We start from the raw sequence: 25010 nt of genomic DNA, 5'->3' as shown, positions 1-25010 counted from the left end.
GCCGACGGGCTGACGACGACGAAGCGGCGGGCCACCCGGAGGTGGCCCGCCGCTTGTCGTCGTGGATCAGAGGTACTGGCCGGTGTTGCTGGCGGTCTCTATCGACCGGCCGGCCTCGGTGCCCTTGCCGCCGGAGACGAGCGTACGGATGTAGACGATCCGTTCGCCCTTCTTGCCGGAGATGCGGGCCCAGTCGTCGGGGTTGGTGGTGTTGGGCAGGTCCTCGTTCTCCCGGAACTCGTCGACGCAGGCGTCGAGCAGGTGCTGCAGCCGCAGCCCCTTGCGCCCGGAGGTGAGGAACTCCTTGATGGCCATCTTCTTGCCCCGGTCGACGATGTTCTGGATCATCGCGCCGGAGTTGAAGTCCTTGAAGTAGAGGACTTCCTTGTCGCCGTTGGCGTAGGTGACCTCGAGGAAGCGGTTCTCCTCGGTCTCCGAGTACATCCGCAGGACGACCGCGTCGATCATGGCCGCGACGGTGGCCAGCGGGTCGCCGCCGTGCTCGGCCAGGTCGTCCGGGTGCAGGGGCAGCCCGGAGAGGACGTACTTGGAGAAGATGTCCTTGGCCGCCTCGGCGTCCGGTCGCTCGATCTTGATCTTCACGTCGAGTCGGCCGGGGCGCAGGATCGCCGGGTCGATCATGTCTTCCCGGTTGGAGGCGCCGATGACGATGACGTTCTCCAGCCCCTCGACACCGTCGATCTCGCTGAGCAGCTGCGGGACGATGGTGTTCTCCACGTCGGAGGAGACACCGGAGCCGCGGGTCCGGAAGATCGAGTCCATCTCGTCGAAGAACACGATCACCGGGGTGCCCTCGCCGGCCTTCTCCCGCGCCCGCTGGAAGATCAGCCGGATGTGCCGCTCGGTCTCGCCGACGTACTTGTTGAGCAGCTCGGGGCCCTTGATGTTGAGGAAGAAGCTGGTGTGCCTCTCCTTGCCCTCCCGCTCGGCGATCTTCTTCGCCAGCGAGTTGGCCACCGCCTTGGCGATCAACGTCTTGCCGCAGCCCGGCGGGCCGTAGAGCAGGATGCCCTTCGGCGGCCGGAGCTGGTGCTCACGGAACAGGTCGGCGTGCAGGAAGGGCAGTTCCACCGCGTCGCGGATCTGCTCGATCTGCGACTGGAGGCCACCGATGTCGGTGTAGTCGACGTCGGGCACCTCCTCCAGGACCAGCTCCTCGACCTCGCTCTTCGGGATCCGCTCGTACGCGTACGCCGAGCGGGGCTCGATCATGAGCGAGTCACCGGCCCGGATCGGCGAACCGATCAGGGTCTCGGCCAGGTGCACGATCCGCTCCTCGTCGGAGTGCGAGACCACCAGGGCCCGGTCACCCGGGGCACCGTCGGGACCCACGAGGATCTCCTTGAGCATCACGACCTCACCGACCCGCTCGAAGCCGAACGCGTCGACGATGTTGAGCGCGTCGTTGAGCAGGACCTCCTGGCCGCGTCGCAGCTCGTCGACCTCCAGCGAGGGCGAGACGGCGACGCGGAGCTTACGCCCGCCGGTGAACACGTCCACCGTGCCGTCGTCGTGCTTCGCCAGGAAGACGCCGTAGCCGCTCGGCGGTTGCGCGAGGCGGTCGATCTCCTCCTTGAGCGTCACGATCTGCGCGCGAGCCTCCTTGAGGGTGCTCACGAGCCGTTCGTTGTTCTCGGTCAGCCGCGCCAACTGCGCCTGGGTGGCCGCCAGCCGCTCTTCGAGCTGCCGGACGTGTCGGGGGCTTTCGGTCAACTTGCGCCGCACCAGAGCGAGTTCCTCTTGAAGGAACGCGACCTGCGTGGAGAGATCGTGGGCCTCCTTCTCCCACCGTGCGGCGCGCGAGTCCGCGTCGTCGCTGCGTGCCACGTCCCACCTCCCCGGGGGGCTTGAACGTTCTGAGCTAACACTAGCCGCTATGAGCCCGATTCGGTCCCATGCAACGCGCTCGTCACCGAAGCTTGATCGCCAAGGCCTGGTCGACGGGCCGGTACGGCGGTTCGGGTACCGTCGGAGTGTGGGACGGGAGAACATGGGGGGTGCACCGGTGGCGGAGGTCGCGACGGACCAGCTTCAGGTCTGGGTGGATCAGGATCTCTGCACGGGCGACGGACTCTGCGTCCAGTACGCCCCGGAGGTCTTCGAGTTCGACGTCGACGGCCTGGCGTACGTCAAGGGCGCCGACGGCGAGCTGCGGCTGGCCCCGGGCAGCCGGGTCGACGTGCCCGAGCACCTGCGCCTCGAGGTGATCGACTCGGCGAAGGAGTGCCCGGGCGAGTGCATCCACGTGGTGCGCGGCGACGGCGTCGAGGTGGCCGGCCCGGAGGCCGAGGAGGACTGACCCGCCGCCTGCCGGCCCGGACGGGGCCGGCAGGCGAGCGGTACGACTCAGAGCACCGGGCGGCCGACCACCGAGGCGACCAGCCGGGCGAACTCCTCCAGGCGGGCGATCTGACCGGCCCCGCCGTCGTCGATGGTCTTGCCGAAGCGCAGCGCGTCGTGCCGCGGCGTACCGGCGATCTCGTCGCCGGGCGGCGCCTCGTCCAGCGACGTCAGCAGCAGATAGACGTCGATGCTGTCGACCCGGATCTCCCCGGTGTCGGCGCGGGTGAGCCGCCGCCGGCAGCCGACCTCGGTGACCGTGGAGACGGGCACCACCCGCAGCGACGAGGTCATCGACCCGGGCGGGCCCTCCCCCGGCGGGACGTCCTCGCCGTGCCAGAGCACCAGGCGGCTGCCGTCGCAGACGACGACCTCCTGCCACACCCCGTTGACCTCGTTGACGAAGCGCTCCAGGGTGAAACCGAGCACCGAGGCGCCGCGCAGCACCCCGCCGAGCGCCTCCAGGGCCACGTCCGGGTCGCGCAGGTAGGCCCGCGCGGCGGATTCGAGGTCGGTGTAGGGCGACCAGTCCGGGAAGACCGCCGGCAGGTCACCGTTGCCGAACCCGGGCCGGCTCATGCCACCGCCTCCGTTCGCGTCACGGCTGGTCCCGCTCCTGACCCGGGTCGGTCGGCTCCGCACCGGCCGCCCGGTCGGCCGCCGCCTGCCGGGCCGCCGCGGCCTCGCGCAGCGCCTGCTTGCGCTCGGCGTACGCCTCGGCGCCCTTGCTGGGCTTGCGCCGCCGCGGCGGGGCGGTGACCCCGGGGGCGAGCTTACGGGCCGAGACCAGGAACGCGGTGTGCGCGATCATGCGGTGGTCGGGGCGGACGGCCAGGCCCTCGGCGTGCCAGTCGCGGACCAGCGACTCCCAGGCCCGGGGCTCGGTCCAGCCGCCGCGCTCGCGCAGCGCCTCGACCAGCTCGGAGAGCTGCGGGGTGGTGGCCACGTAGCCGATGAAGACGCCGCCGGGCACCAGCGCCCGCTCGACCATGTCGAGCGTCTCCCACGGGGTGAGCATGTCCAGGATGATCCGGTCGAAGCCGGTCTCCTGGCACTGCGCGACGTCGCCGACGTGCAGGTTCCAGGCGGGGTGCGGGCCGTTGAAGAAGGCCTCCACGTTGCGCCTGGCGATCTGGGCGAAGTCGTCGCGCACCTCGAACGAGTGCAGCTCCCCCTCGGTGCCGACGGCGCGCAGCAGCGAGCAGCTCAGCGCGCCGGAGCCGGCGCCGGCCTCCAGGACCTTCGCGCCGGGGAAGATGTCGCCCATCGCGACGATCTGCGCCGAGTCCTTCGGATAGATCACCTGGGCGCCGCGGGGCATGGAGAGCACGTAGTCCGACAGCAGCGGGCGCAGCGCCAGGAACGCGGTGCCGCCCCCGCTGGTGGTCACCACGCTGCCGTCGGGCAGGCCGATCAGCGTGTCGTGGGCCAGGATGCCGCGGTGGGTGTGGAACTCCTTGCCCGGCTCCAGCGTCACCGTGTGCATCCGCCCCTTGGGGTCGGTCAGCTGCACGCGGTCACCGGGGCGGAACGGCCCGCGGTGCACCGGTGTCAGCGCCGGGGTGGCCGGGACGGCGGAGGGATCTGCGGTCACGTGTTCATCTTCCGTTCGGGTTCCAGGAGCCGGGCGAGGTCCGCGATGTGCAGCACGCCGACGACATCTTCGCCTGCCGTCACGACGTACTGTGCGCCCGGGTGGGTCCGCACGGTCTCCATCACCCGTTCGCCGTCCGCGTCGACCGGCAGGGCGGGCAGCGTGTCCAGGGCGCGGGCGACCTCGTCCACCGCGAGCCACGGCCGCCGGTGCAGGGGTACGGCGTCGGCCCGGGCCTCCTCGACCAGGGCGACCGGCCGGCCGGTCGTGTCGACCACGGCGAGCGCCGCCACCGGGGTGGCACCTTCGGCGCGCCGCCGCTGCGCCTCGGCCAGTGGCGTGCCGGCGGGTACGGGCAGCAGGGGCCGGGCCAGCCGGGCCAGGTCGACCAGGGGCAGCCGCCGGCTGATCCGGGCCATCCGGATGGACTGGCCGGCGCCGCGCCAGAGGGTCAGCGCGACGAGCAGCAGCAGCGGCAGGGCCAGCGGCACGAGCGCCCGGCGCAGGGTGAGCACCACCACCAGGGCCACGGTGCCGACGGCCACGATGCGACCGACCTGGCCGGCCACCTCGGTGCCCCGGTGCCGGTCGCCGGTCCGCGCCCAGACCGCGGCGCGCAGCGCCCGGCCCCCGTCCAGCGGCAGTCCGGGCAGGCTGTTGAAGATCGCGACCACCACGTTGCTCGCGGCGAGCTGGAAGGCGAGCTGGTCGCCGAGGGTGCCGTCGGGCAGGGCGAGGGTGGCGGCGACACCGGCCGCGCCGAGCACCACCGACACGGCCGGGCCGGCGAGGGAGACCAGCAGCTCGACCCGGGGGCTCGGGGCGTCCCGGTCTAGCTCGGTGTAGCCGCCGAGCAGTTCCAGGGTGATCCCGCGCACACCGATGCCGTACCGGCGGGCGGTCAGGGCGTGCCCCAGCTCATGCAGCAGCACCGAGCCGAGCAGGGAGACGACGAAGCCGAGCCCGATCAGGTAGCCGCCGAGCGGACCGAGGTCGAGCTGGCGGCGGGCCAGCACGGCGTACGCGACGGTCACCACCAGGGTGAGCAGCAGCATCGAGGCGTCCAGGTGCAGCGGCACCCCGCACACCCGCCCGACCGTCAGGCGGCGGCGGCGCGCGGGTCGGGTCGGCTGCTGCACCGCACCGATGGTACGCGGCGGCGATCATGTGCCGGTGCGGCGACGGAGCGGGTGTCGGACCGGTGCCCTAACCTTCCGGGCATGACGGCGGAACCGGTGATCGACACGCAGGACACCCTCGTTCCGGCGGCGGTGCCGCCCACGGTGCGGGCGTCGCTGTCGCCGTCGCGGGCGGCGGATTTCAAGACGTGTCCGCTGCTCTACCGGTTCCGCAGCATCGACCGGCTGCCCGAGCGGCCGAGCGTCGAGCAGGCCCGGGGCACCCTGGTGCACGCCGTGCTGGAGCGGCTGTTCGACCTGCCGGCGGCGGCCCGCACGCCGGAGTCGGCGGGTGACCTGGTGAGCCCGCAGTGGGACCGGCTGGTCACCGAGCAGCCCGAGCTGGCGGGGCTCTTCGCCGACGGTGACGCGGTCGGCGCCGCCGAGTTCCTCCGCTCGGCCACCGCCCTGCTGGAGGGCTACTTCGCGGTGGAGGACCCACGCCGGTTGGAACCGGCCGAGCGGGAGGCGTTGATCTCCGCCGTGGTCGACGACGAGCTGCTGATCCGGGGCTACCTGGACCGCCTCGACGTCGCCCCGGACGGGGCGCTGCGGGTGGTCGACTACAAGACCGGCGGGGCGCCCCGGGAGGCGTTCGAGGCGCGGGCGCTGTTCCAGCTGAAGTTCTACGCCCTGGTGCTGTGGCGGACCCGGGGCGTGGTGCCGCGGGTGCTGCGGCTGCTCTACCTCAAGGACGCCGAGGTGTGCGACTACACCCCCGACGCCGAGGAGCTGCTGCGCTTCGAGCGCACGGTGGTGGCGCTCTGGCAGGCGATCGAGCAGGCCACCGCGCGGCAGGACTTCCGGCCCCGGCCGAGCCGGCTCTGCGACTGGTGCAACCACCAGGCGCTCTGCCCGAGCTTCGGCGGCACCCCGCCGCCCTTCCCGGTGGCCGCTCCCGCCGACCCGCTGCGCGACGCCCGGTCCGGGCCGGCCGCCCCCGGCGCGGACGAGTGACCCTCCTCCTCGGGGAGGACGCCGGGTTCGGCTCCGGCGACGAGGGATCGGCCGCCCGGGCGGTTAGCGTGTGCGCATGACCGACCGGCTGAAGGCGTGGGCGCGTCGCCGGCCGCTGGCCGCCGACGGGCTCTTCGCGGTCGGGCTGGTGCTGCTGGAGGTCCTGTTCATCCTGCTCACGCCGCGGGAGTTCTGGCCCGCGCGGCTGCCGGCCGCGTTGGGCTGGAGTGCGCTCGGCGCGGCGCCGGTGGCCCTGCGCCGGGTCGCGCCGTGGCCGGCGGTGGGCGCCGCGGTGGCCACCCTCGCGGTGCCGGCGCTGCTCGGGCACGCGCCGACCACGCAGAGCCTGACGTTCGTCGTGCTGACGTACACGATGGCGGCGCACCGGTCGGCGCGTCCGGCAGTGCTGGCCACCGTGCTGCTCTGGGTGCCGGTGGCGGTCACCAACGCGGTGGCGCCGATGGAGGGCCCGCTGGAGATCGGCACCGCCTACCTGGTGCTCAACAACGCGCTCACCGCCACGGTGGCGTACGCGGTGGGCCGGGCGGTGCACGCCCGCCGCCAGTCGACGCAGGTGCTGCGCGAGCGGGCCCGGGTGGCCGAGCGCACCCAGCGGGCCCTCGCGGAGCAGGCGGTGGCGGACGAACGCCGCCGCATCGCCCGGGAGCTGCACGACGTGGTGGCGCACCACGTCAGCGTGATGGGGGTGCTGGCCACCGGCGCCCGCCGGGTGCTGCGGCGGGACCCGGACGCCGCGGACGGGGCGATCGCCACCATCGAGGACACCAGCCGGGCCACCCTGCGGGAGCTGCGCCGACTGCTGGACGTGCTGCGTACCGAGGCGGAGCCGGCCGCCGACCTGGCGCCGCAGCCCGGCCTGGCCGGCATCGAATCGCTGGTGGAGCAGGTCCGCGAGGCGGGGCTGCCGGTGGCCCTGCAGGTCGACGGCACGCCCGGCCCGATGGAGCAGGGCGTGGCGCTGACCGTCTACCGGATCGTGCAGGAGGCGCTGACCAACGCGCTCAAGCACGCCGGGACGGCGACCGCGTCGGTGCGGCTCGGGTTCGCCGACGGAGACGTGACGGTGGTGGTGGACGACACGGGGCGGGGCCCGGCCCCGGCACCCGACCGGGTCGGGCACGGTCTGGTCGGCATGCGGGAGCGGGTGGCCCTCTACGGTGGGTCCCTGCGGACCGGCGCCCGGCCGGGCGGCGGCTTCCGGGTCTCCGCCCGGATCCCGGTGGAGCCGCTCGGGACGGTGCCGGCGTGAGCGCCCCGCCGGCCGGGACCGGGCGGACCGGCGGGCCCGGGCGGCGGGCCAGGGCCGGGGACGCGCACGACGACCAGCACGACGGGGGACACGATGACCGAGGGCACGGCGCCGAAGCGGCCGGTACGGATCCTGCTCGCCGACGACCAGCCGCTGCTGCGGACCGGCTTCCGGATGGTGCTGGGCATCGAGGAGGACCTGGACATCGTCGCGGAGGCCGGGGACGGCGCGGAGGCGGTCGAGCTGTCCCGCCGACTGCTGCCGGACGTGGTGCTGATGGACATCCGGATGCCGCGGATGGACGGGGTCGCCGCCACCCGGGCGATCGTCGACGCCCGACTGCCGGTGCGGGTGCTGATCCTCACCACCTTCGACCTGGACGAGTACGTGGTCGGCGCGTTGCGGGCCGGGGCGAGCGGTTTCCTGGCCAAGGACGTCCCGGCGGAGGACCTGGTGACCGCGATCCGCACGGTCGCCGCCGGGGAGGCGGTGGTCGCGCCGCGCATCCTCAAGCGGCTGCTGGACCGCTTCGCCGACGTCCTGCCGGACCCGTCGGCGGGTCCGCCGAAGGCGCTCGGCACGCTCACCGAACGGGAACGGGAGGTGCTGGTGCAGGTCGCCCGGGGGCTGTCCAACGCCGAGATCGCCCGAGCGCTGTCGGTCAGCGAGACGACGATCAAGACGCACGTGGGGCACGTGCTGACCAAGCTGGGCCTGCGCGACCGGGTGCAGGCGGTCGTGCTGGCGTACGAGACGGGCCTGGTCCGCCCGCGCGGGTGAGCACCGCCGGGGCATGTTGTCGTCGTCACCTACCGTGACCGTCGGGGGCGCGGCGCGGTTGACCATGACGCGACGTCAGGTCCTAGCGTCGACGGCGCAGGCGTCCCGCGCGCCGGAAAACCGGTCGTTCGGGCGACGTCTCGGGGGCGACCCTGAGTCGGCATCGGGGGCGACCCGCAGTGAGATTTCCGGCCCGGCTACGCCCGGGGTCGGACGGATTCACCGCCGGTGGCACCGAGGATGGGATCTGCCGCACCGACCACGGGGGCGGTGCGGATCAGCAGCGGACGGAAGAGGTAGATGACGTGACGGCGACGGTAGGCCAGCAGGCGCAGGCCGCGGCCCGGGCCAACGACGTGTGGAAGGTGTACGGCAGCGGTGAGGCCCAGGTGGCCGCCCTGCGCGGAGTCAGCGCGGAGTTCGAACGCGGCCGGTTCACGGCGATCATGGGGCCGTCCGGCTCCGGCAAGTCGACGCTGATGCACTGCCTGGCCGGCCTCGACTCGGTCACCAAGGGCACCGTGGCGATCGGCGACACCACCGTGACGGGGCTCGGCGACGCCGGGCTGACGAAGCTGCGCCGCGACAAGGTCGGCTTCATCTTCCAGCAGTTCAACCTGCTGCCCACGCTGACCGCGGAGGAGAACATCCTGCTGCCGCTGTCGATCGCCGGGCGCAAGCCCGACCGGGCCTGGTACGACACGGTGATCGACACGGTCGGTCTGCGGGACCGGCTCGGGCACCGTCCGGCGCAGCTCTCCGGCGGCCAGCAGCAGCGGGTCGCCTGCGCCCGGGCGCTGGTCTCCCGCCCCGAGGTGATCTTCGCCGACGAGCCGACCGGCAACCTGGACTCCCGCTCCGGCGCGGAGGTGCTGAACTTCCTACGCAACTCCGTACGCGAGCACGGCCAGACCATCGTGATGGTGACCCACGACCCGACCGCCGCCGCGTACGCCGACCGGGTGGTCTTCCTCGCCGACGGGCAGATCGTCTCCGAGCTGATCGAGCCGACCGCCGAGACGGTGCTGGACACGATGAAGAAGCTGGACACCCCGGCCGAGGTGAGCAACTGATGTTCCGCGCGACGTTGAAGAGCCTGCTGGCCCGGAAGGTCCGGCTGCTCCTCTCCGGCCTGGCCGTGGTGCTGGGCGTCATGTTCGTCTCCGGCGCGTTCGTGCTCACCGACACCCTCGGCCGGTCCTTCGACGCGGTCTTCGCCGACGCGTACCAGGGCGTCGACGTGAACGTGGCGGCGAAGCCGAAGGTCGCGGTGGGCGAGAGCGAGGGCGAGCAGGTCGCCGCGCCCGTGCCGGCCGCCACGCTGGAGAAGGTCCGCGCGGTCCCCGGGGTGGCCGAGGCGACCGGTGTGGTCGCCACCGACGGCGCCCGGCTGATCGGCAGCGACGGCAAGGTGGTCACCTCGTTCGGGCCGCCGCAGCTGGGCGAGAACTGGCAGGGCGAGAGCGACCTGCTGAAGCTGCGGGAGGGTCGGGAGCCGCGCGCCGACGACGAGATCGTGGTGAACGCGGCGCTGGCGAAGGCCGCGAAGGTCAAGGTCGGTGACCGGGTCGGCGTGCTGACCCTGGCGCCGAAGAAGGTGTTCACCCTGGTCGGTGTCTTCGGCTACAGCGGCGACCGGGACTCCGTCGGCGGCGTCAACGAGGTCGCCTTCACCACCCCGGTCGCCCAGCAGCTGATGCTCGGCCAGCGGGACGTGTTCAACAACATCACCGTCAAGGCCGCCGCCGGGGTGACCGACAGCGCGCTGCGGGACGACGTGGCCCGCGCGGTCGGCGGCGACTACGAGGTGAAGACCGGCAAGCAGGTCTCCGCCGACGCCTCCGCCGGGCTGAAGGAGGGGCTCTCCTTCTTCAACAAGATCCTGCTCGGTTTCGCCGCGGTGGCGCTGCTGGTGGGCACCTTCCTGATCCTCAACACCTTCTCGATCATCGTGGCGCAGCGGACCCGGGAGCTGGCCCTGATGCGTGCCATCGGCGCCAGCGGCCGGCAGATCATCGGCTCGGTGGTGCTGGAGGCCGTCATGGTGGGCCTGATCGCGTCGGTGCTGGGGCTCGCCGCCGGCATCGGCGTGGGCGCGCTGCTGGCGTACCTCTTCGGCAAGCTGGCGGGCGGCCTCGCGCTGTCGTCGCTGGGCGTGCCGGCCGCGGCCGTGATCGGGGCGTTCGGCGTCGGCCTGGTGATCACCGTGGTGGCGGCGCTGCTGCCGGCGCTGCGGGCGTCCCGGATCCCGCCGATCGCCGCGATGCAGGACGTGGCCACCCCGGACCGGCCGCTGACCAAGGTCACCGTGGCCGGCGCGGTGGTGACCGCGATCGGCGCGGTGCTGCTCTTCCTCGGCCTGGACGGCCACGCCGGCGACAACACCCTGGCCACCATCCTCGCCGGCGTGCTGTTCGCCTTCATCGGGGTGGCGCTGCTGACCCCGCTGATCAGCCGGCCGGTGGTGTCGCTGCTCGGGGCGATCTTCGCCTGGTCGGTGCCGGGCCGGCTGGGCCGGCTGAACTCCGGCCGCAACCCCCGTCGCACCGCCATCACGGCGGCCGCGCTGATGGTCGGCATCGCGCTGGTCACCGGCGTGACGGTGATCCTCGACTCGGCCAAGGGCAGCATCAGCAAGGTCGCCGCCGACACCATCAAGGCCGAGCTGGTGATCTCCGGGGCGCAGAGCGGGCCGCGCCCGCCGAGCTTCGACCCGGCGGTGCTGGAGAAGGCCGCGGCGATCCCGGGCGTGCAGATCGTCGACGGCGAGTACGGCGACATGGCCACCGTCAACGGCACCCGCACCTTCGTGGGGGCGTCCAGCGACGTCGCCGCGCTGGAGCGGATCTTCGGCGCGAAGGCCACCGCCGGTGACATCAGCCGGCTCGGCCCGGACCAGATCCTGGTCAGCTCCGACACCGCGAAGTCCCGCAACGTGTCGGTCGGCTCCCAGCTGACGGTGCAGCTGTCCCGCGGCGAGCCGAAGACCTACACGGTCAGCGGCATCTACGAAAGCTCCCAGGTCACCAACCCGGTGATGCTGCCGGCGCAGGCGGCGAAGGACTTCGCCATCCCGCAGCCCATCCAGGGCTTCGTGCAGCTCGCGCCCGGCGCGCGGGTCGACGACGTGCAGCCGCAGGTGAAGTCGTTGCTGGCCGACAGCCCCGAGGTGTCGGTGGCGGACCGGGACGCGTTCATCAAGCAGCAGACCAGCCAGCTCGACACCCCGCTGCGGATGATCCAGATCCTGCTGGCGCTGGCCATCGTGATCGCCGTGCTCGGCATCATCAACACCCTCGCCCTGTCGGTGCTGGAGCGGACCCGGGAGCTGGGCCTGCTGCGGGCGATCGGGCTGCGCCGGGCGCAGACCATGCGGATGATCACCGTCGAGGCGGTGGTGATCTCGATCTTCGGGGCGCTGCTCGGCGTCACGGTCGGCACCGGACTCGGCGCCGCCGTGGTCCGGGCGCTCAAGGACGAGGGCATCACCGACCTGGTCCTGCCGTGGGGCCAGATGGGGCTCTTCCTGGGGCTCGCCGCGATCATCGGCGTGATCGCCGCGGTGCTGCCCGCCGTCCGGGCCGCCCGGATCAACGTGCTGAACGCCATCGCCCACGACTGAGGGTGAGCCGGGCGAGCCGCCCTCCGGTCACCGACCGGGGGGCGGCTCGCCGAGCAGGGCGGCCAGCAGCTCCAGGTCCGCCGCGGTCAGGCTCGTCACCTGGTGTACGCCGTCCGCCGCTGGCACCGGCACGTCCAGCGGTACGGCCAGCACCGCCGCACCGGCGGCGAGCGCGCTGGTCACCCCCGTCGGCGAGTCCTCGATCGCCACACACCGCTCGATCGGCACGCCCAGCAGCCGAGCGGCGGTCAGGTACGGCTCCGGGTGCGGCTTGGCCGCGTCCACCTCGTCGCCGCAGACCACCACGTCGAAACTGTCCCGCCCCAGCGTGTCCAGCGCGATCTCCACCAGCGCCCGCCCGCTGGAGGTGACCAGCGCGGTCGGGATGCCGGCGGCGCGTACCGCCCGCAGCAAAGCGGACGCACCGGGCCGCCAGCTCAGGCCGGTGCGGAACAGCTCCAGGATGCGGGCGTTGATCCAGGCGGCGCTCACCTCGGGATCCCGGCCCGGCTGACCGAGGTCGTCGTGCAGGATCCGCATCGAGGCCGCCATGCTGGTGCCGACGATCGCGCGCCGGGCCGCGGCGGAGAGGGTGCCACCGTACTCGGCGGCCAGCTCCTCGAGCGCGACGTCCCAGAGTTTCTCGCTGTCGACCAGCGTGCCGTCCATGTCGAAGAGCACGGCGGCGGGGTGGGTGCTGCTCAGCGGAGCCTCCTCGGCGTGCGGGCGTACCCGGGGATCCTCTCAGCCCCGCGCGGCCCGGCACCGCCCGTCCCGCCCCGGCGTGACCTGCGGCATCCTCGCGTCAGTTCAGCCCGCAGGCGCCGAGGGACTTCTCGTACCCCCGGAAGAAGGAGTCGGTGCGCTGCTCGGCGCTGCCGTGCGAGCCCTCCGCGAACCACGGCTGGTCCGGGTCGTCGCCCACCGCCAGCAGCCCCTCCCGGAACTCCTCCAGGTCGCCGTCCTCCAGCCGCAGGCTGCCGTCCCGGACCGAGTCACCGAGGTACGCCCCGGCCATGCAGTCGGCCTGGAGTTCCTGCTGGATGGTGTAGGTGTAGCGGATGCCGAGGCGCACCTGCACGCCGTGGGCGTACTCGTGGCCGAGCAGATAGAACAGGAACGCGTCACCGACCTGCCGGAACGCCGCCACCGACCAGTTCACGTCGTAGGCGATGAAGTCGCCGGCCGAGCAGTAGACGGCGTTGTTGCGCGGCAGCCCCTGGCCACCGCAGGACACCTCGCCCGCCCGGGTGTACGGCACCACGCGGCGGACCGGCTGGAACCGCTTGCCGGACTTCCGGAACTGGGCGGTCCAGTAGCTCTGCGCGCCGCCCAGCGCGTCGTTGAAGTCCTGCTTGAACTCGGCGACGCTGGTCGTGCCGTCGGCCCGGGTGGTCTGCGCGCCCGGCGAGGCGGGCTGCCGGGGCTGCTGCGGCCGGGGCTGCGCGGGCTCGCCCTGGCTGCTCACCCCACCCACCATGCAGCCGCCGGCCACCATCGCCGCCACCAGCAGACCGGCGAGCAGCCCCGGCTGCCGACCTCGCGCGCGCTCCCCCACGGTGCCCTCCCCGGCCTCGCTCCTGGTTGGCACCCTTACCCCGTCCACCGACGGGTGATGCCACCCCTGAGCACGCACCACCGCCCGTTGTCGTTCAGCGGTTCCGCCGCCGAGCGGCCGGTGGCACCCTCCCGGTACAGTGCGCCCGTGCCTCACGAACCGGTTCACGCCAGCATCGTCTACTGGCGACGCAGCAGGTGGAACGGCGCCCGCTGCGAGCCGATCCTGATGACCCTGCACGAGGGACGGCTGCGCGCCCGGGACCGCGCCGGCCGGGAACTCTTCGCCGTCGCGCCCGGCCAGGTCACCGGCCGGCTGTCCCGGTTCGGCACGTTGCTGCTCACCGTCGGCGGGCAGGCCTTCCACCTCGTCGGCCGGGGCGGCGCGCAGGCGCCCTCCCCCACCGCCGAGCAGCAGCGGGCGTACACCGATTTTCGGACCCGGCACCCGGAGCCGGCCCCGACCGACCGGCCGGGCCTGGTCGACCAGCTGCTCAACGGTGCGGCGGCCTGGCGGATGCGCCGCTGGCGGGACGCGCTGGGCGACGCCGGTGCCGGCGTCGCCCGCTGACCCGGTCATCCCCCGCCACCCAGGTGGGGGCGACGGATGCCGTCGCTCTCCGGGTGCTGCCACTGCGCCGTCTCCCGGTGCCGGGTGGCGTGGGCGTCCCGCACCGCGGCCCGGTCCTCGTCGGTGCCGCGCCGCCGCCGGTCCCGCAACGCCAGGTGACCGAAGACGGCCGCGAGGATGACGGCCAGCACCGCCAACACCGTCAGTATCGTCGTCATGCCGTCACGGTAGGACCGGCCCGCACCCCGGACTCAGCTCAGCTGACGCCGCCACTCGTGGGCCGGGTGCACCAGCGCCAGCGCGTCGTCCAGCCACCGTCGCTGCGGGGTCGACAGCAGCGGCAGGACGGCGTCGAAGTCGACCCGGTCCTTGTCCCGCAGCGCCTTGGCCTTGAACAACAGCACCACCTCCGGCCGCAGGTACGGCACACCCTGCGGATCCCGCCGGATGAGTTCCGCATAGGGCAGGCGCAGCCGCGCGTCCCGCCGACAGATCCAGGTGTCCCCGTCGTGCGGCTCGCGGAACACGTCGAAGCGCCACACGTCGGCGTCCCGCTCCCACGCCCACGTCTGGTGGTGCGCCCGCAGGGCCTCCGCCGACAGCGGCACCGTCCGACCGCCACCGGCGACCCGGAACTCGCACTCGGGAAAGCGCGCGGCCACCTCGGCGAACCGGTCGGCCGGCACGGCGATCTCCAGGTCACCGTGGCTGCGGGTCGTCGCACCACGGAACAGGTCGAGGGCCCAGCCCCCGGCCACGCACCACGGCACGTCCACACCGGCCAGCCGGTCGGCGACCACCTCAGGCGGCCACGGATCCCACGCGTCGTCGTCGAAGGCCATCCCGCGACCGTACGCCGCACGAATCCTCCCGGCTGCCCCCTCGCTACGGGACGGGCTGCGCCGGAACGACCGGTCGACCCGGCTCGGGCGACGGCACGTCGGCGGCGCGGTCGGGCGGGGCCGGCTCCAGCAGGTCCTTGAGCCGCCGGTAGTACCACAGGGCGGTCATCACGTAACCGAACAGGAAGCCGACCACCAGGTAGAGCAGGACGAGGCTGCCGGCCAGGACGCGCGCGGTCGGCGCCGGACCGGCGGCGTCGCCGCCGGTCAGGGCGCGGGCGAGCGTGTCGGCCAGGGAACCGAAGCCGCTCCCGAGGCGGCCGAGCTGCGTGAGACCGGCACCCAGCAGCAGCTTGGTGAGCCAGTCGGAGACCTGTTCCAGGTTCGTTCCGGGCGTCAGCACACTGGTCGCCGACAACGCCTGCGGGGCGGCCACCTCCTTCGCCGCCTCCACCACCCGCGCCGGGGAGAAGCGCGGCAGGCCGAACAGGAACCCGCCGAGCGCCCCGACCGCGCCGGCCGCCCCCGCGACGAGCGCCCCGGCCGCGAAGACCGCCGCCGAGCGCTCCTGCCAGGCGTAGAGGGCCGTCAGCAGGATGCCGCCGACCGCGATGAGACCGACCAACGTCACCAGCAGCCGGGTGAACGGGTGCCGGTCGAGGACCTTCGCCGCCGCCTCACGCACGGGCCACTCCCTCACAGCCGTGACTGTCGGCACCGACCGGTGGAGAGCGGCCCGTGCCCCTGCTGCTTCAACGGCCCGCCGGCCGTCCGGGACACGACCCGTCCCGGCCGCCGTCGGCACCGGCCGGCCGCGCCGGGCACGGTTCGGGCACGATCCGGCGTACGGGACAGCGCCGCCCCGCCCCGACCGGAAGCCTGACGTCAGGGAGGACGCATGGGACGGGACCTCGTGGACATCGGGCCGGACGAGTCGACCCTCGACGCGCTCCGCCGTGCCGTCGGGACGCGACGCCGGAAGTGGCTGCTCGCGGGCACCCTGCTGCTGGGGCTGACGGCCGCCGTGGCGCTGAGCGCGGCAGGGCAGCCCGGCGACCGTACCCTCGACGCGATGGCCGACCCGGTGCAGAGCCTGATGTCGGTCGCCGTGCCGTTGATCGGCATTCTGCTGGCCCACGACCTGCGCCACGCACCCCGGACGACTCGACTCACCCCCACCCTGCTGGCGGGAGTCCTGGTGGCCGCCGCCGTCGGTGTCTTCGGCACCCTCGCCTGCGTCGTCGCGCTGGCCCTCGTCCCGTCGGGCACCGCCTCCGATCCGTGGCGGCACGCCGGCACCATCGCGCTCGGCGGAGTGCTGGTGCAGGTCGTGGCCGTGCTGGTCGGCATCGGACTGGGGCTGCTGCTGCGGTCGACCGTCCTGGCGTTCCTCGGCACCATCGTGCTGCCGTTGGGCTGCTGGGCGGTGCTCGGTGCGGTCGACGTGCTCCGGCCCGCCCAGGCCCTCACCCCGTACGCCTCGGTCCGTCACCTGCTCTCCGGCCGGATGGACGCGGCGGCCTGGGCGCAGTGGTGCGCGGTCCTGCTGATCTGGGGCGTCGGCCTGACCGCCCTCGGCGCGTCCCGCCGGAGACGGTCGACCCCGGAGACCGGGTCCGCCCGGCCGCAGTGACCCGGACCGGCTGCTTAGGTCAGGCCACACCCAGAGCCACAGACCGGGCAGTGCCCGCGCTTCGCGTTCGAGGTCAGGGTCACCGCACACGTCGCACAGTCCCCTTCGTTCCACAGTCCCTGGTCCGCTCCGAGACCACCCTCGTGGTGGTTCCGGTCCGGCCAGGCGACGAGGGCGAGTTCAGCCACGTCCGGGGTGTCCTCGTCCGTGGTCGCCGTTGCCAGGACCAACGTCGTTCGGAGGCCGGGCTCGTCCTCGGTGTAGTGCGGCAGGACCCGTCGCAACACGTCCACGAGTTCGTGGACCGGTAACGCCACAAGCTGTTCGGCGAGGCGGGCGCGGCCTTCATCGGTGGTCACCCGAGCGACCATACGCACGACCTCCGAACCACCTCCTCGGCTGTGGTCAGCGCGCCTGCGGCGGTCACCTGGCGTTGAACTATCGCCGGGTGCAGACCAAATGGGAAAAGGACGCGCCGAGACCTCGGCACGTGTTCGCGTCGAGCCGCTGGCGGCTGTCCTCGTCTCGGCTGGTTGCTGTCGCCGGCTCCTGTTGCCTACTCCCACCGCCCGGGTTGTTCGGCAGTCGACCCGTACAGCTCAGGTGCGAGCAGCAGGAAACGCGCCAGCGGGGGCACAGTCGGGTCAGCGGCCGCCGTTATACGGGCAGCGCGGTTCCACTCCGCCTGCCTGCGCGCAGGTAGAGCACCCGTGATGGCATGGATGAGTCATCGCATGACGCCGAGACTGGTAGCTCAACCGTGCTTGAGGTCAAGCCTGCGCCTCGGTGAGTAGCCCCGACTCCTTGATCCCCAGGCAACCAACTCGGGTCCATGACCTGCGGCTCCTCATGGGCCTAGCTGCTACGCCGGTCCCCCGGGATGGGGTCGTGCGCCAGCATCCGTCGCGGACGTCACCCCGCTAGTCACCCACCGGCTCGTCGGCTCGCGGCTCGTCCCGGGGAGGGCGCGGAGGTGTCTTCTTCTGGTCGACACGGCCATCCGCTTCCGCCGATTTGCAGGGCGTCGAACCGGTACCTGCCGACGGTCCGGGCTGGGTAGGGTGCGCCGGGTGAACATGCGGGTCGACGAATCATGGCGGCGTATCACCACCTGGCTGGCGCACCACGCGCCGGTGACTGCGGCAGCGATTCGCCCACCGGCAGGCGCTGCAGAGGTCCGCCGTACCGAGGAGGTGATGGGACGTGCGCTGCCGGAAGACCTGCTCGCGTGGTGGGGGCTGATGGACGGCATCGCTGATGCCGACTACCGGGGCGGGTCCCCGATCCCCACCTTCTACATGCCGCTACCGGTGGTCGGCGTGCGCGAACGGTTCGCCGAACTCTCGCGGTACTCCAACCGGGACTGCTGCGGTCCGGGCGGGGCGCATGCCACCGTGGCCGGGCAACGGATGTTCGGGTTCTGCACCGCCACCGTCCCGATCTGCTGGTCCCTGGGCGGCGGCATGCTCCTGGTGGACCTGCGCGGTGGTCCGCGCCACGGCCGCATCACAGAGTGGCATGCGGACGAGGGGTACTTCGAGACCGGCTGGGGCGGAACGGCGGCAATGCTCGACGACGTCGCCGACCAGCTCGACGACCCGTCGCGGACCGAGATCGTCGAGGACGGCAGACTCCACTGGACCTGAGGATCCGGTCCTACGGATCTTCATTCAACATCCGCTGGCGCTGTCCCTGCGCCTCGGCCACGCCGACCCCGGGCTTCACGCTGCGGGTCTACATTCACCTGTTGCCCACCAGCGAGGACCGCACCCGCCGGGCGATCGACGCCCCCTTCAGGCACCGCCCGACCGACCACGACGGCGTGACGACGGCCTAGCGAGGTGACGAAACCGTGCTTGCGCAGCTCCGGAAGGGCAAGGCGGTCACTTGGCGTTGCAATGTGGAAGGCGTTCGGCATACCAACGTCAACCGGACCGAACGGCCGCTGACCTGCGTTCGGGTCTACCGTCGATCGTCATCGTTGGTCGCCGTTGGTTCACCTCAGACGGCCTGTAGACGGCATGATCTTGGGCGCCTAGCCTCGCATCGATAGGATGGACAGCCGTGACCAACCCGACTGGAGAGCCACCACACCACGAGGAGGAGTCCTCTGACGTCCTCTCCACCCGCGCTCGCGTCGTTGCCAGCATCTTCGGGCTCGCCGGCACCGGCATCGGCGGCTGGGCAGTCTTTTCTTCCGACAACCAAGCAGGAACAGCCGTCCTGCTCCTCATCGGCGCAGTCCTCTTGCTGGTCGGCGTGCAGGGAACACCGCTGCGTCGCTTCGGGCATGGTGACAACACCATCGAGCTTGCCGCTGTCCGACAAAGAGCGGCACGCGCAGTCGAGAGGGCAGCCCAGGAACAGCCTCCGGAGGTAGCTGCGGCAGTTGCTGAGGCAGTCGAGACAATCGCCCCTTCAAGCCTGTCGCCGCTACAGGCCTACGAGGCCTACGAGGCCGCGGTCCTCCACGCGATACGGCGGACAGGAGCAGTGCTTGACCCCACCCACCGGCCCGGAGCCGGTGACAACGGCGTTGACGCTCGCGTCCAAGTTGGCGCCGGGAAGGTTAACGTCCAAGTCAAGCTGCGCCGCCGGGGATCACTGGGGGCAAGAGATATCCAGCACGCAGCTGCGATCGTCCGAGAGTCGGGCTTCGACGGCGGCTTCTTGCTCGTGACCAACGCCCCCCTCTCCGAGGACGCTCGGGCCTTCAACGCAGCGATATCGCCCGCTGGCGACGGCGTCGAGGCCATTACCTGGAATGACTCTCGTGACGATGGGCTCCTAGCGAGGGCCCTCGCCCGCAACGCCCGCTAGCCATCCCGTCGGCCTTGGTGCACACCGGGAGTGACTGATGGCTGCACGGTCAAAGGTGAAGCATCCAGCGGCTGAACGACCGTGTCCGGGCAGGCGCACCTGCCCGGCTCCGCCGGGCGGAACTGGCGGGTGCACTTCGAGTAGGAGCAGATGAAGACCTTCGCACGTTGGATTATGGTGTTTTTGTCGACCGTAATCGTGGCAGGCGCAGCTTGGTCTACATGGAACCTGTGGGGCTTCCCGCAGGGCTCCGGCGGCATGGAAGCTCTCCGAAACGATAATGCCATCGGATTGGCCGCGATCTTGAGTGCCGTGACCGCTGCCGCCATGGGCTCGTGGGCTGGACGTGAGAGAAAGCCTGAAGCAAAGCTGGATCTTGAGGCTCGGATCGATACGCCGCTTCGACATTCGGACGATGACAACCCCCACGGGACGCCAATTAAAGTCACGCAGGGTCGCGACATTATGGACGCGCAGATCCTGATAACGATGAAAATTCTGAATACCGGCGAACGCCCCGTGCAGGTTCTAGCGGTTCTCATCGAGTCCAGAGATGGCGACACGATACACATTCGCCAGATTGAGCCGCCACCACTGCCACTAGTAGTCGATCCCTATACGTCAGTTCAAGTCAGCTTCCAGAAGGAGCACATCGACATCGACAACGAGATCACCTTTTTCGGCGTCGTCGATGGACTTGGCGTCAGATATCCGCTTGAAGCCGGGGAAGCCATATCTCTTGTGAAGCAGAGCTGGGACCTGCCCACCCGAGTCTCGTGGTTTCGACGGAGGGATGACCCGACCGAGGTTGTCAAGGCTTATCAGACGAAGGAAAAGTGCACGTTGAGCACCCGGAAGCTAAAAACACTTAAGAAGCTGCCGAAGACCTTGGTTTCCAGAGACGAGCCAAAGCCTCCCGGTGTTTCAAGGTTGGAGGTCCCCTTCGAGCCAGACCTACCGTCAGGATCGGTTAAGCGGCTACGGCCACCCGTCCCACCGAGCGCATAGCGTTTCCGCCAGTTCCATCCCGTCGGCCTTCGTCCGCACACCGTGGAGCAGGTGGGGCCTGCCCGGACGGAGGTTGGCGGGATGGTGCCATCATCCCGGAGTGCCCGAGCGCCCCGCCGGAGGCACTGTTTGTGTCTCGACCAACGTGAAGCCCCGGAACTGCCATCGATCATGGCGGCTCGGGGCTTCTTCGTATGTCGCGCCGCCGGCGGGCTATCACCGACGCGCTGGCGGCCGAAGGCCAGAGGCGCGGCGGCGGGCCATCGGCCCGGGCCTGGTTCGGCGGCGCGCGCGGCCTGCGAAGCGGGCCGCCTTGAACGACGTCTCGATGATCTTCAACGCCGCGGTCGATGATCGGAAGGTGGTCAGCAACCCGTTCGCGGCCAAGACGATCCGGCCACCCAAGTACCAAGCACCCAAGGTGGTCCCCTGGCCCAACGACCTACGCGCCCGCTTCCGCGCCGCCCTGGCCGACCGCTACCGGATCAGCGTCGACCTAGGCGCCGGCTGCGGCCTGCGGCAGGGTGAGATCTTCGGCGTCAGCCCGGACGACATCGACCCCGCGCGGCCGGTCCTGCACGTGATGCGTCAGGTCAAGCTCGTCCGAGGACGCCTGATCTTCGCGCCACCCAAGGCGGTAAGGTCCGCGACGTTCCACTGCCGGACTCGGTGTCACGCCGGCTGGCCGAGCACGCCAAGCGGTACCCGCCGGTTGACGTCACACTTCCATGGGGCACCTCGACCGGCGAGCCGCGGAACGTGACGCTCTACCTGACGACCCCGGCCGGTACGGCTCTGAGCCGGACGGGCTTCAACTCGGGCGTCTGGAAGCCCGCCATCCGCGCCACGGGCGTCCCCGACAACCGGCACAACGGCATGCACGTGCTCCGGCACACCTACGCTTCGGTGCTGCTCGACGCCGGCGAAAGCGTCAAGGCCCTCTCGGCGTACCTCGGTCACGCCGATCCCGGCTTCACCCTCCGGATCAACACCCACCTGCTACCGGCCAGCGAGGACCGCACCCGCCGCGCGATCGACCACGCGTTCGCCGACGATCCGCAGACCCCCGACGGCCTCGAAACGGCATGATCTTGCAAATCAGGGGTGTTCCGGGTGTCCCGCCGCAGGTCAGGGCACCTGCGGTGATCACTTGGCGTTGAAGTAGCTGGCCTCCGGGTGGTGGACCACGATCGCGTCCGTGGCCTGCTCCGGCTCCAGCTGGAACTCCTCGGACAGCCGCACCCCGATCCGCTCCGCGCCCAGCAGCTCCACGATCTTCGCCCGGTCCTCCAGGTCCGGGCAGGCCGGGTAGCCGAACGCGTACCGGCAGCCGCGGTAGTCGGTGCGCAGCAGCCCGGCCAGGTCCGCCGGGTCGTCGTCGGCGACCGTACGGCCACCCGGCAGCACCAGCTCCGACCGGATCCGCCGGTGCCAGTACTCGGCGAGGGCCTCGGTGAGCTGCACGGAGAGGCCGTGCACCTCCAGGTAGTCCCGGTAGGAGTTGGCGGCGAACATCTTCGCCGTGTACTCGCTGATCGGCTGCCCGACGGTGACCAGCTGCAACGCCACCACGTCCAGCTCGTCGCCCTTCGGGCGGAAGAAGTCGGCCAGGCAGAGCCGACGCTCCTGCCGCTGACGCGGGAAGGAGAACCGGGCCCGCTCGGCGTTGCCGTTCTCGTCCAGCACCACCAGGTCGTTGCCCTCGGCGTACGCGGGGAAGTAGCCGTAGACGACGGCGGCTTCGAGGACCTGGTCGGCGATCAGCCGGTCCAGCCAGTAACGCAGCCGGGGCCGACCCTCGGCCTCCACCAGCTCCTCGTACGACGGGCCCTGGCCGCCGCGGGAACCGCGCAGCCCCCACTGGCCGAGGAAGGTCGCCCGCTCGTCGAGCAGCGCCGCGTAGTCGGCCAGCGGCACGCCCTTGATCACCCGGGTACCGAGGAACGGCGGGGTGGGCACCGCGACGTCGGCGGCGACGTCGGAGCGGACCGACGCGTCGTCCAGCTCGGGCAGCGCCTCGCTGACCATGGCCCGCTGCCGCTCCCGCCGGGCCCGCCGCGCCGCCAGCGCCGCCTCCCGCTCGGGGTCGATCACCGGCGCGCCACCGCGCTTGGCCGTCATCACCCGGTCCATGAGAGAGAGTCCCTCGAACGCGTCCCGGGCGTAGTGCACCTGGCCGGGGAACATCGACCGCAGGTCGTCCTCGACGTACGCCCGGGTGAGCGCCGCCCCACCCAGCAGGACGGGCCAGCGCTCCGCGACCCCGCGCGACGCCATCTCGGCCAGGTTGTCCTTCATGATGACCGTGCTCTTGACCAGCAGCCCGGACATGCCGATCGCATCGGCCCGGTGCTCCTCGGCGGCGTCGAGGATGGCGTTGATCGGCTGCTTGATGCCGATGTTGACGACCTCGTAGCCGTTGTTGGACAGGATGATGTCGACCAGGTTCTTGCCGATGTCGTGCACGTCGCCCTTGACCGTGGCGAGCACGATGCGACCCTTGCCGCCGTCGTCGGCCTTCTCCATGTGCGGCTCCAGGTAGGCCACCGCGGTCTTCATCACCTCGGCGGACTGGAGCACGAACGGCAGCTGCATCTGGCCCGAGCCGAACAGCTCACCGACCACCTTCATGCCGTCCAGCAGCAGGTCGTTGATGATGGACAGCGGTGACCGGCCGCCCGCCATCGCGGCGTCCAGGTCGGCCTCCAGGCCGTTGCGCTCGCCGTCGATGATCCGCCGCTTGAGCCGCTCGTCCAGCGGCAGGGCGGCCAGCTCCTCGGCCCGGGTGGCCCGCGCGGACGCGGCGTCCACCCCTTCGAAGACCTCGATGAACCGCTGCACCGGGTCGTAGCCCTCCCGGCGCCGGTCGTAGACCAGGTCGAGGGCGATCTCGCGCTGCTCGTCGGGGATCTTCGACATCGGCAGGATCTTGCTGGCGTGCACGATCGCCGAGGTCAGCCCGGCCTGCACGCACTCGTGCAGGAAGACCGAGTTGAGCACCTGCCGGGCGGCCGGGTTCAGGCCGAACGAGATGTTGGAGATGCCGAGGGTGAAGTTGACCCCCGGCCAGCGGGCCGCGATCTCCCGGATCGCCTCGATGGTCTCGATGCCGTCCCGGCGGGTCTCCTCCTGGCCGGTGGCGATCGGGAAGGTCAGCGCGTCGATGAGGATGTCGGCGCGGCGCAGACCCCAGCGGGTGGTCAGGTCCTCGATCAGCCGGCCGGCGACCCGGACCTTCCACTCCTTCGTCCGCGCCTGCCCCTCCTCGTCGATCAGCAGGGCCACCACGGCGGCGCCGTGCTCCTTGACCACCGGCATGACCCGGGCGTAGCGGGACTCGGGGCCGTCGCCGTCCTCGAAGTTGACCGAGTTGACCACGCAGCGCCCGCCGAGCATCTCCAACCCGGCCTCGACCACCGGCGGCTCGGTCGAGTCGAGCATGATCGGCAGGGTGGAGGCGGTCGCGAAGCGGCCGGCCAGCTCGCGCATGTCCTGCGTGCCGTCCCGGCCGACGTAGTCGACGCAGAGGTCCAGCAGGTGCGAGCCGTCCCGCGCCTGACTGCGGGCGATCTCGACGCAGGCCTGCCAGTCACCGGCGAGCATCGCCTCACGGAACGCCTTCGAGCCGTTGGCGTTGGTCCGCTCCCCCACCATCAGCACGCTGGCGTCCTGGGCGAACGGCACGTGGTGGTAGATCGAGGAGACACCCGGCTCCTGCCGGGGCTCCCGGGGGCCCGGGCGGACACCGTGCAGCCGTTCCGCCACCACCCGGATGTGTTCGGGGGTGGTGCCGCAGCAGCCGCCGACCAGGGCCAGGCCGTACTCGGTGACGAAGCGTTCCAGGGCGTCGGCCAGCTCCACCGGGGTCAGCGGGTAGACCGCGCCGTCGGCGGTGAGCTGCGGCAGGCCGGCGTTCGGCATCACCGACAGGGGCACCCGGGCGTGCTGCGACAGGTAGCGCAGGTGTTCGCTCATCTCGGCCGGGCCGGTCGCGCAGTTCAGCCCGATCAGGTCCACCCCGAGCGGCTCGATCGCGGTCAGCGCGGCACCGATCTCGCTGCCCAGCAGCATGGTGCCGGTGGTCTCCACCGTGACGTGGCAGATCAGCGGGACGCGTACGCCCGTCTCGGCCATCGCCCGCTGCGAGCCGACCACCGCCGCCTTGACCTGGAGCAGGTCCTGGCAGGTCTCCACGATCAGGGCGTCCGCCCCACCGGCGATCAGCCCGGCGGCGTTCTCCTGGTACGCGTCGCGCAGCGTCGCGTACGCGGCGTGCCCGAGGGTGGGCAGCTTGGTGCCGGGGCCGATCGAGCCGAGCACGAACCGGGGCCGCTCCGCCGTCCCGTACGCGTCGGCGGCCTCCCGGGCGATCCGGGCACCCGCCTCGGAGAGCTCGCGGATCCGGTGCGGGATGTCGTACTCGGCCAGGTTGGCGAGGTTGGCGCCGAAGGTGTTGGTCTCCACGCAGTCGGCACCGGCGGCGAGGTAGGCCTCGTGGACGCCGCGGACGACGTCGGGCCGGGTGACGTTGAGGATCTCGTTGCAGCCTTCGAGGCCCTCGAAGTCGTCGAGGGTGAGGTCGGCCGCCTGGAGCATCGTCCCCATCGCCCCGTCGGCCACGAGGATCCGATCCGCCAGCACATTCAGCAACGAAGTCCGCACAGAGTCAGGTTAGTGCGATCATCCGAGCGCTGGTTACCGCACGCCTGCCTTCCCACATACTGTCAGCCGGATCACCGTGTCCGGTTCGCCTGTTTCGGTTGGCGGGTCGGGCCGGTGACCGGCGCGGCCGACGGGCCGCATCCCGTCCCGGCACG

At 71.7% G+C, this 25010-nt stretch carries 24 protein-coding genes; 13 read left to right on the top strand and 11 right to left on the bottom strand.

All coding sequences use genetic code 11. The features are described from left to right. Nucleotides 1–66: 66 nt before the first annotated feature. Nucleotides 67–1848 carry a proteasome ATPase gene (arc, locus tag ABUL08_RS06585; protein ID WP_350935489.1) on the bottom strand — a complete coding sequence of 594 codons (1782 nt, stop codon included), beginning with the start codon at nucleotides 1846–1848 and terminating at the stop codon, nucleotides 67–69. A 178-nt stretch (nucleotides 1849–2026) separates the two neighbouring features. On the opposite strand from arc, the gene ABUL08_RS06580 reads away from it, so the two are divergent. Next, a complete protein-coding gene (locus ABUL08_RS06580; protein ID WP_242800665.1) occupies nucleotides 2027–2320 on the top strand; it encodes a ferredoxin in 294 nt (97 codons plus the stop codon). A 47-nt stretch (nucleotides 2321–2367) separates the two neighbouring features. On the opposite strand, the gene ABUL08_RS06575 is transcribed toward ABUL08_RS06580, so the two are convergent. Genes ABUL08_RS06575 through ABUL08_RS06565 form a run of 3 tightly spaced genes read right to left on the bottom strand, consistent with a single transcriptional unit; the run spans nucleotide 2368 to nucleotide 5043 of the window. Then, a complete protein-coding gene (locus tag ABUL08_RS06575; protein WP_350935487.1) occupies nucleotides 2368–2940 on the bottom strand; it encodes a hypothetical protein in 573 nt (190 codons plus the stop codon). A 19-nt stretch (nucleotides 2941–2959) separates the two neighbouring features. Next, nucleotides 2960–3955 (bottom strand): tRNA (adenine-N1)-methyltransferase, encoded by a 996-nt coding sequence (locus tag ABUL08_RS06570; RefSeq protein WP_350935485.1) that lies wholly within the window; start codon nucleotides 3953–3955, stop codon nucleotides 2960–2962. Beyond that, a complete protein-coding gene (locus tag ABUL08_RS06565) occupies nucleotides 3952–5043 on the bottom strand; it encodes a site-2 protease family protein (RefSeq protein ID WP_377522286.1) in 1092 nt (363 codons plus the stop codon). Before ABUL08_RS06565 ends, ABUL08_RS06570 begins: the two co-directional genes overlap by 4 nt. Before the next feature lie 132 nt (nucleotides 5044–5175). Between ABUL08_RS06565 and ABUL08_RS06560 the strand changes: the two genes are divergently transcribed. The 5 genes from ABUL08_RS06560 (at nucleotide 5176) to ABUL08_RS06540 (ending at nucleotide 11762) form a co-directional block, all read left to right on the top strand. Further along, entirely contained in the window at nucleotides 5176–6090 is a 915-nt protein-coding gene (locus ABUL08_RS06560; protein WP_350935484.1) for a RecB family exonuclease, read from the top strand. Between the two features lie 76 nt (nucleotides 6091–6166). After that, entirely contained in the window at nucleotides 6167–7360 is a 1194-nt protein-coding gene (locus ABUL08_RS06555) for a sensor histidine kinase (RefSeq protein ID WP_350935482.1), read from the top strand. A 93-nt stretch (nucleotides 7361–7453) separates the two neighbouring features. Then, nucleotides 7454–8140, top strand: coding sequence for a response regulator transcription factor (locus tag ABUL08_RS06550; protein ID WP_350935480.1), 687 nt, complete (start codon nucleotides 7454–7456; stop codon nucleotides 8138–8140). 305 nt (nucleotides 8141–8445) lie between these two features. Beyond that, nucleotides 8446–9213 carry an ABC transporter ATP-binding protein gene (locus ABUL08_RS06545; RefSeq protein WP_350935479.1) on the top strand — a complete coding sequence of 256 codons (768 nt, stop codon included), beginning with the start codon at nucleotides 8446–8448 and terminating at the stop codon, nucleotides 9211–9213. After that, a complete protein-coding gene (locus ABUL08_RS06540) occupies nucleotides 9213–11762 on the top strand; it encodes an ABC transporter permease (RefSeq protein ID WP_350935476.1) in 2550 nt (849 codons plus the stop codon). The genes ABUL08_RS06545 and ABUL08_RS06540 overlap by 1 nt, the downstream gene beginning before the upstream one ends. Before the next feature lie 27 nt (nucleotides 11763–11789). Here ABUL08_RS06540 and ABUL08_RS06535 read toward each other — a convergent pair whose 3' ends face one another. Beyond that, a complete protein-coding gene (locus ABUL08_RS06535) occupies nucleotides 11790–12443 on the bottom strand; it encodes an HAD family hydrolase (protein WP_350935474.1) in 654 nt (217 codons plus the stop codon). Nucleotides 12444–12567: 124 nt separating this feature from the next. Further along, nucleotides 12568–13353 (bottom strand): neutral zinc metallopeptidase, encoded by a 786-nt coding sequence (locus ABUL08_RS06530; protein ID WP_350935472.1) that lies wholly within the window; start codon nucleotides 13351–13353, stop codon nucleotides 12568–12570. A 114-nt stretch (nucleotides 13354–13467) separates the two neighbouring features. Between ABUL08_RS06530 and ABUL08_RS06525 the strand changes: the two genes are divergently transcribed. Continuing rightward, nucleotides 13468–13890, top strand: coding sequence for a hypothetical protein (locus ABUL08_RS06525; RefSeq protein WP_350935470.1), 423 nt, complete (start codon nucleotides 13468–13470; stop codon nucleotides 13888–13890). Between the two features lie 5 nt (nucleotides 13891–13895). On the opposite strand, the gene ABUL08_RS06520 is transcribed toward ABUL08_RS06525, so the two are convergent. The 3 genes from ABUL08_RS06520 to ABUL08_RS06510 are packed head-to-tail and all read right to left on the bottom strand — an operon-like array spanning nucleotide 13896 to nucleotide 15417. Further along, nucleotides 13896–14108: a hypothetical protein gene (locus ABUL08_RS06520; protein ID WP_350935468.1), complete on the bottom strand. Its 213-nt coding sequence runs from the start codon at nucleotides 14106–14108 to the stop codon at nucleotides 13896–13898. 33 nt (nucleotides 14109–14141) lie between these two features. Beyond that, complete coding sequence (locus tag ABUL08_RS06515) at nucleotides 14142–14732, bottom strand: nucleotidyltransferase domain-containing protein (RefSeq protein WP_350935467.1); 591 nt, start codon at nucleotides 14730–14732, stop codon at nucleotides 14142–14144. Between the two features lie 43 nt (nucleotides 14733–14775). Next, nucleotides 14776–15417: a hypothetical protein gene (locus ABUL08_RS06510; protein ID WP_350935465.1), complete on the bottom strand. Its 642-nt coding sequence runs from the start codon at nucleotides 15415–15417 to the stop codon at nucleotides 14776–14778. Between the two features lie 213 nt (nucleotides 15418–15630). Between ABUL08_RS06510 and ABUL08_RS06505 the strand changes: the two genes are divergently transcribed. Continuing rightward, nucleotides 15631–16365 (top strand): hypothetical protein, encoded by a 735-nt coding sequence (locus ABUL08_RS06505; RefSeq protein WP_350935463.1) that lies wholly within the window; start codon nucleotides 15631–15633, stop codon nucleotides 16363–16365. Between the two features lie 14 nt (nucleotides 16366–16379). Here ABUL08_RS06505 and ABUL08_RS06500 read toward each other — a convergent pair whose 3' ends face one another. Further along, nucleotides 16380–16724 (bottom strand): hypothetical protein, encoded by a 345-nt coding sequence (locus tag ABUL08_RS06500; protein WP_350935461.1) that lies wholly within the window; start codon nucleotides 16722–16724, stop codon nucleotides 16380–16382. Nucleotides 16725–17435: 711 nt separating this feature from the next. Between ABUL08_RS06500 and ABUL08_RS06495 the strand changes: the two genes are divergently transcribed. The 5 genes from ABUL08_RS06495 to ABUL08_RS06475 all read left to right on the top strand — a co-directional run bounded on the left by ABUL08_RS06495 (nucleotide 17436) and on the right by ABUL08_RS06475 (nucleotide 21282). Beyond that, on the top strand, nucleotides 17436–18011 hold the full coding sequence (locus ABUL08_RS06495; protein WP_350935460.1) for an SMI1/KNR4 family protein: 576 nt from the start codon (nucleotides 17436–17438) through the stop codon (nucleotides 18009–18011). Nucleotides 18012–18429: 418 nt separating this feature from the next. Next, on the top strand, nucleotides 18430–19185 hold the full coding sequence (locus ABUL08_RS06490) for a restriction endonuclease (protein ID WP_350935458.1): 756 nt from the start codon (nucleotides 18430–18432) through the stop codon (nucleotides 19183–19185). 150 nt (nucleotides 19186–19335) lie between these two features. Next, nucleotides 19336–20193: a hypothetical protein gene (locus tag ABUL08_RS06485; RefSeq protein WP_350935457.1), complete on the top strand. Its 858-nt coding sequence runs from the start codon at nucleotides 19336–19338 to the stop codon at nucleotides 20191–20193. Nucleotides 20194–20506: 313 nt separating this feature from the next. Beyond that, a complete protein-coding gene (locus ABUL08_RS06480; protein ID WP_350938942.1) occupies nucleotides 20507–20956 on the top strand; it encodes a hypothetical protein in 450 nt (149 codons plus the stop codon). Next, nucleotides 20953–21282, top strand: a complete 330-nt coding sequence (locus ABUL08_RS06475) for a hypothetical protein (RefSeq protein WP_377522191.1) — start codon at nucleotides 20953–20955, stop codon at nucleotides 21280–21282. The genes ABUL08_RS06480 and ABUL08_RS06475 overlap by 4 nt, the downstream gene beginning before the upstream one ends. 57 nt (nucleotides 21283–21339) lie before the next feature. Here ABUL08_RS06475 and metH read toward each other — a convergent pair whose 3' ends face one another. Continuing rightward, nucleotides 21340–24843, bottom strand: a complete 3504-nt coding sequence (gene metH / locus ABUL08_RS06470) for a methionine synthase (protein ID WP_377522289.1) — start codon at nucleotides 24841–24843, stop codon at nucleotides 21340–21342. Between the last annotated feature and the right edge of the window lie 167 nt (nucleotides 24844–25010).

This window comes from Micromonospora sp. CCTCC AA 2012012 (assembly GCF_040499845.1).
In the GTDB taxonomy this organism is placed as follows: domain Bacteria; phylum Actinomycetota; class Actinomycetes; order Mycobacteriales; family Micromonosporaceae; genus Micromonospora; species Micromonospora mangrovi.
The sequence above is the reverse complement of the archived record's forward strand: the minus strand, read 5'-3'. Positions and strand labels throughout refer to the sequence as shown.